Origin of the sequence: Methylopila musalis (assembly GCF_042679725.1) — a bacterium.
GTDB lineage: Bacteria > Pseudomonadota > Alphaproteobacteria > Rhizobiales > Methylopilaceae > Methylopila > Methylopila musalis.
Map to the genome: position 1 here is coordinate 1 of NZ_JBHTMX010000176.1, position 6,036 is coordinate 6,036.

General features: G+C 72.3%; 6 protein-coding genes. 4 read left to right on the top strand and 2 right to left on the bottom strand.

The features are described 5' to 3' along the window. Positions 1-261 (bottom strand): heavy-metal-associated domain-containing protein (locus ACFQ4O_RS14240; RefSeq protein ID WP_378776463.1); only part of this gene is annotated, 261 nt, incomplete at its 3' end. 257 nt (positions 262-518) lie between these two features. On the opposite strand from ACFQ4O_RS14240, the gene modA reads away from it, so the two are divergent. The 4 genes from modA (at position 519) to ACFQ4O_RS14260 (ending at position 4,889) form a co-directional block, all read left to right on the top strand. Continuing rightward, the gene (gene modA / locus ACFQ4O_RS14245) at positions 519-1,325 is read left to right on the top strand and encodes a molybdate ABC transporter substrate-binding protein (protein WP_378776465.1); all 807 of its coding nucleotides are present in this window, start codon (positions 519-521) and stop codon (positions 1,323-1,325) included. Positions 1,326-1,328: 3 nt separating this feature from the next. Next, complete coding sequence (modB, locus tag ACFQ4O_RS14250) at positions 1,329-2,039, top strand: molybdate ABC transporter permease subunit (RefSeq protein ID WP_378776473.1); 711 nt, start codon at positions 1,329-1,331, stop codon at positions 2,037-2,039. Further along, a complete protein-coding gene (modC, locus tag ACFQ4O_RS14255; RefSeq protein ID WP_378776467.1) occupies positions 2,036-3,109 on the top strand; it encodes a molybdenum ABC transporter ATP-binding protein in 1,074 nt (357 codons plus the stop codon). Before modB ends, modC begins: the two co-directional genes overlap by 4 nt. Positions 3,110-3,905: 796 nt before the next feature. Next, entirely contained in the window at positions 3,906-4,889 is a 984-nt protein-coding gene (locus ACFQ4O_RS14260; RefSeq protein ID WP_378776469.1) for a crotonase/enoyl-CoA hydratase family protein, read from the top strand. Between the two features lie 9 nt (positions 4,890-4,898). Here ACFQ4O_RS14260 and ACFQ4O_RS14265 read toward each other — a convergent pair. Beyond that, a partial coding sequence (locus ACFQ4O_RS14265; protein ID WP_378776471.1) for a response regulator occupies positions 4,899-6,036 on the bottom strand: 1,138 nt, incomplete at its 5' end.

Here is a 6,036-nt window from a genome sequence, read left to right on the forward strand (position 1 = left end):
GGCGCCGGCGGGGCGCACATGGGCGTCATAGCCGGCGCGGCGCACCGCGGACAGCGCCGCCTCCGCGTCGACGGGGCCCGAGAACCGCACGTCCGCCCGCTCCAGCGGCAGGTTCACCACCGCCTGGGCGATCCCCGGCGTCTGGCCCAGCACCTTCTCGATCCGCGCGGCGCAGGCGGCGCAGCTCATGCCCTCCACGTCGAGCGTGAGGGCGCCGCCGTCGGCGGGCTGGAAGGCGCGGGCAGGTTCGGGACGGGTCATCTTATGTCCTCTCGGTCGGCCTTAAATCGTGCGCTTCCGTGGCGCGAACAAGGCTCGTCCCCGCTGCGCCGACGCCGCCCGCACGCGCGGCCTTGCCCGCCGGGCGGCGCTCGGGCATCGTCCGCCGCGTGCGCCGCCGCTGATGGCGGTTTTCCGACCACGCTCCGGGCGCCCCGATGGGGGCCGCCGTCCCGCGTCGTCTCCATGATCCCTTTCGCGCGCCGCGCGCCCACGCGCCGGCGAGGAGACCGCCCGCCATGCTGACCCGCCGCTCCCTTCTCGCGCCTCTGGCGCTCGCGCTCGCGCTGCTGCCCCTGCCGTTCTCCGCGCCCCGCGCCGACGACGCCAAGGCCCCGGTGACCGTGTTCGCCGCCGCCTCGCTCAAGAACGCGCTCGACTCCATCGCCGGCGCCTGGACCAAGGAGACCGGCGTCGAGGTGAAGGTGAGCTACGCCGCCTCCTCCGCCCTCGCCAAGCAGATCGAGCAGGGCGCCCCGGCGGACCTGTTCGTCTCCGCCGACCTCGCCTGGATGGACTATGTGGCGGGCAAAGACCTCATCGTCCCCGCCACCCGCGAGACACTGCTCGGAAACCGGCTCGTGCTGGTGGCGGGATCGGACTGGTCCAAGGGCGAGGTGGAGCTGAAGCCGGGCGTCGATCTCGCCGGGCTGCTCGGCGACGGCCGCCTCGCGATGGGCGAGACCGCGTCGGTGCCGGCCGGCAAATACGGCAAGGCGGCGCTGGAGAAGCTCGGCGTCTGGGCGGGCGTGGAGGCCAAGGTCGCCGGCGCCGAGAGCGTGCGCGCGGCGCTGACGCTGGTGTCGCGCGGCGAGGCGCCGCTCGGCATCGTCTACAAGACCGACGCCGCGGCCGACCCCAAGGTGAAGATCGTCGGGACCTTCCCCGAGGACAGCCACCCGCCGATCGTCTATCCGGTGGCGCAGCTGAAGGACTCCAAGAGCCCGAACGCCGCGGCCTTCCTGAAGCGGCTGACCTCGGCGCCGGCGCGCGCGGACTTCGAGGCCGCCGGCTTCGCGGTGCTGCCCAAGCCGTCCGGGAGCTGAGCGCTGGACGCGATCGGCGCCGCGCTGGGTCTCGGTCCCGACGATCTCGTCGCGGTCGGCCTGAGCCTGCGCGTGGCGGCGGTCGCGACCCTCGCCAGCCTGCCCCTCGCCATCCTGACGGCGCTCGCGCTCGCGCGCGGGCGCTTTCCCGGCAAGACGCTGCTCGACGGGCTGGTGCACCTGCCGCTGGTGCTGCCGCCGGTCGTCACCGGCTATCTGCTGCTGACGGCCTTCGGGCGGCGCGGCCTGTTCGGCCCGGCGCTCGAAAGCTGCTGCGGCCTCACCTTCTCCTTCCGCTGGACCGGGGCCGCGCTCGCCGCCGCGGTCATGGGCTTCCCGCTGATGGTGCGCGCCATCCGCCTGTCGATCGAGGCAGTGGACCGCAAGCTCGAGGACGCAGCCGAGACGCTCGGCGCGAGCCGGATCGGCGCCTTCTTCGCCGTCACCCTGCCGCTCAGCCTGCCGGGCGTGCTGGCGGGGGCGACGCTGGGCTTCGCCAAGGCGCTGGGCGAGTTCGGCGCCACCATCACCTTCGTCTCCAGCATTCCGGGCGAGACCCGCACCCTGCCCGCCGCGATCTACGCCCTGACGCAGACGCCCGGCGGCGACGCGGCCGCGGGCCGGCTGGTGCTGGTCGCCGTCGCCCTGTCGCTCGCGGCGCTGGTGGCGTCCGAGCTTCTGGCGCGGCGGCTGTCGTCGCGGATCGCCGCATGAGCCTGACCGTCGACATCCGCCGCCGCGTCGGCGACTTCGCCCTCGACCTCGCCTTCGAGGCCCCGCCCGGCGTGACCGCGATCCTCGGCCGCTCGGGCGCCGGCAAATCCACCGTGGTGGCGGCGGTGGCGGGCCTCGCCCGCCCGGACGACGGCCGGGTCGCGCTCGACGGCGCGGCGCTGTTCGATTCGGCCGCGCGCGTGAACCTGCCGCCGCGCAAGCGCCGGGTCGGCGTGGTGTTTCAGGACAGCCGGCTGTTCCCCCACCTGAGCGTCCGCACGAACCTGCTGTTCGGCGCCCGCCGGCGCGGCGGCTCCGGGGCGCTCACGCTCGACGAGGTGGCGGAGGTGCTCGGCGTTGGCCATCTGCTGAAGCGGCGGCCGAACTCGCTCTCCGGCGGCGAGCGGCAGCGCATCGCCATCGGCCGGGCGCTGCTGTCGCGCCCCTCGGCGCTGCTGTTCGACGAGCCGCTGGCCGCCCTCGACAGCGAGCGCAAGGCGGAGGTGCTGCCCTACATCGAGCGCCTGACCCGCGGGGCGGAGCTGCCGGTGCTCTACGTCACCCACGCGCTCGAGGAGGCGCTGGAGCTGGCCGACCGGGTGGTGGTGCTCGAAGCCGGCCGGGTGGTCGCCGCGGGGCCGGTGGAGCAGGCGATCGCCCAGGCGGGCCTCGCCGCCGCCGGCGACCGCTTCGCCGACGGCGTGACGCTGGAGGCGACGATCGCCGAGCTCGACGAACCTTACGAGCTCACCGGCGTCACGCTCGGAAGCCACCGCGTCTGGACGCCGGGGCTGCTCGGCCGGCCGGGCGAGGCGGTGCGGCTGCGGCTTCTGGCGCGGGACGTCTCGCTGGCGCTCGCGCCGCCGGAGCGCGCCTCGATCCGCAACGCCCTGCCCGGACTGGTGCGGCAGGTGCGGCGCGGGCCGGGGCCTTACGCGCTCGTCGCGGTGGATGTGGGCGGGGCGGTGATCAAGTCCGAGATCACCCGCAAGGCCGCCGACGACCTCGGCCTCGCGCCGGGCCGCATGGTGCATGCGCTGGTGAAGAGCGTCGCGGTGTCGCGCGCCTGACCGCAGCCGCGACGCGCCGCCTCACGACCGCGAAGCCTCACGACCTCTTGGGTGGCCGCGACGCCGCACAACCTTTCGGTTCTGAACTGGGGAGGAAGGCAGCGGGCCCGCGGCGGATCTGGATGTGAATCGAGACCGTACCGCGGGCCGCGCCTTTCGCCGCCGGATGGCGTGCGCGGTAGCCCCCGCTCCCGCGCCGCCTCGACGGCGGCGACCAAAGACCGCCCGAAGGCGCGCCTTAATCCATCGCCGAACGCCCATGTCCAAACATGGGCCAGCCCCGCCAATTAAGGCGACTCCACGGCGAAAGACAAGCGCCATTGGGGCCGCCTTTGTCAAAAACGTACCGACCGATGGAACGGCGTCCTGCGCTGTGACCTTTTTACGCGCGCCGGCGCGAATAAGCGTTCGCTCAAGTTTCAATTGGACCTGAACGAACCTCGAACCCGCAAACGCCGCCCGTTCGGCGTCGGGCGATACAGCGGCGCAAGACCTCGGACTGCGGTTTGAGCCTTCCCGACGACGCTCCATTTGCCGCCAGGCTTCGGCGTTTTCCACATTTCCGCCGCAGTCCTTAACAGGACCACTGCGCCTGTAATGACGCCTCGAAACGACTTCAGTCATCTCAAATCGGTACAGTTTAATTAAAAAGTAAGTAAATATTAATTCAAATTCGAACGGAAATCCGCATGCTTTCGCACACCTAAAAGTGCGTGGCGCCTTTCAAGTTGTTAACGAAGTGTTAGCATTACGGTTCAGGACCACTTTTGGTTCGGTCGTTTTGCGGAGCGCTTCGATGGCGCCGTTCAGCTTCGCCGGTCCCCGCTCGCTTTTCGGCGTCGACGGCGCGCGCCTTGGTTTCCCGCGCCGGTCGCAGGGAGCGGCGGCGGAGGCGACGCCTGCGGCGACGCCCCAGTTCCGCACCTTCACCGAGCTCGAGGTCGCCTATGACGCCGCGCAGGGCGTCTGCTGGTGCTGGATGACGCCGGCCGGCGCGCCGAGCTTCACGCCCGGCCTGCTCGCGGACCTGAAGAGCTGCGCCGGCGACATCCATTACGCCTTCGACCGCGGCGCGGCGGACGGGCCGGCGCCCGTGACCCACATGGTGCTCGGCTCCCGCACGCCGCAGATCTACAATCTCGGCGGCGATCTGGAGCGGTTCGCGGGCTGGATCCGCACCCGCGACAGGGAGGCGCTGAGGGCTTACGCCTACGCCTGCATCGACGTGCTGCACGACAACGCCATCGGCTTCGGCCACGACGTCACCACGGTCGCGCTGGTGCAGGGCGACGCGCTGGGCGGCGGGTTCGAAACGGCGCTGTCCTGCCATCTGATCGTGGCGGAGCGGGGCGTGAAGTTCGGCCTGCCCGAGATCCTGTTCAACCTGTTTCCGGGCATGGGCGCGTCGAGCCTGCTCGCCCGCCGGGTCGGCCTCGCCCAGGCGGAGCGGCTGATGACCAGCGGCCAGCTCTATCTGGCGGAGGAGCTGCACGCCCTCGGCATCGTCCACGTGCTGGCGGAGCCCGGCGAGGGCGTGGCCGAGACCAATCGGCTGATCACGCGCAACATGCGGCGGCGGAACGGCTTCTCGGCCATGGTGCGCGCGAGCCAGCGGGTGTGGCCGCTGCCGTTCGAGGAGCTGCGCGACGTCACCGACATCTGGGTGGAGGCGGCGCTGCGGCTCGATCCGATCGACCTGCGCAAGATGGAGCGGCTGGTGGCGGCGCAGGACAAGCGCCTCGCCGCCAACGCCGCCATGACATCCGGCGGCGGGGCCTGATCCGGCCGTTCAGTCGGCGCCGCGCCCCGCATGCGTTTCGGGGAAGTCCGCCCGGAGGGAGGCGCGCACCCGGTCGAACTCCGCCTCCAGCTTCGCGACCCGGTCGAGACCGTCCTCCGCCAGATCGCGGGCGTCCATGTTGCGGAACGAGAGGCACAGCTCGTACATGCCGCGGGCGCCGATGTTGGCCGCGCCGCTGCGCAGCGCGTGGGCCTGATCCCGGAACGCCGCCGCCTCGCCGTTGCGGACCGCCGTGTGCAGATCGTTCAGGATCACCGCGGTGTCCGACAGGAACGCGTCCACCAGATCGGCGACGAAGGCGTGGCCGCCGAGCCCTTCCAGATCCTTCAGCGTGGCGCGGTCGACGACCGCCCGGCGGGCGGGGCGGAAGTTCGGATGGCGGGCGATGTTGGCGATGACGCTGTCGGCGACCTCCGGCTCGGGCGCGACGGCAAGCTGCGCGTCGGCCGGGGCGTCCTCGGCCGGAGCCGCGCCCGCGACCATGCGGTCGATGATCTCCAGCAGCCGTTCCGGCTCGATCGGCTTCGTCAGGCAGCCGTCCATGCCCGCCTCCTCGCACCGCTTGCGGGCGTCGGGCGTGGCGTCGGCGGTCAGCGCCAGAATGGGGGTGCGCGGTTGGCCGAGAGCGGCGAAGCGATAGAGCTTCACGCATTCGATGCCGTCCAGCACCGGCATGTTCACGTCCATCAGCACCAGGTCGAACCGGCGCTCGGTCAGGGCGTCGAGCGCGAACTCGCCGTTCTCGACGATGCGCACGTCGTGCCCGGCCCGCTCCAGAACCTTGCGGATAACCTTCTGGTTGGTGCGGTTGTCCTCCGCCACCAGGATCGACAGCCGCCGGCCCGCGGGCGCGGAAGCGCCGACCGGCCGCTCCCGGTCCAGAGACCCGCGGCCGACCACGCCGAGCGAGGCCACCCGCGCCATGGCGCGCAGGCCCTCGGGCTTCGGCGCCGTGGCGGCGCAGGCGAGGCTGAGGTCGAAGTTCGGCAGGCCCGCGTCGAGGCGGGGATCGATCAGGGCGAGTTCCGGCGGATCGTCGCCGGCGGCGGCCCGCAGCGCCGCGGCCAGCGCTTCGCCGTCCATGGCGAAGCCCCCGACGTCGGCGATGATGGCGCGCCGCTCGGCC

Coding starts and splice junctions, on each gene's coding strand:
- modA (WP_378776465.1), top strand. CDS start 519: ATGCTGACCCGCCGCTCCCTTCTCGCGCCTCTGGCGCTCGCGCTCGCG.
- modC (WP_378776467.1), top strand. CDS start 2,036: ATGAGCCTGACCGTCGACATCCGCCGCCGCGTCGGCGACTTCGCCCTC.
- ACFQ4O_RS14260 (WP_378776469.1), top strand. CDS start 3,906: ATGGCGCCGTTCAGCTTCGCCGGTCCCCGCTCGCTTTTCGGCGTCGAC.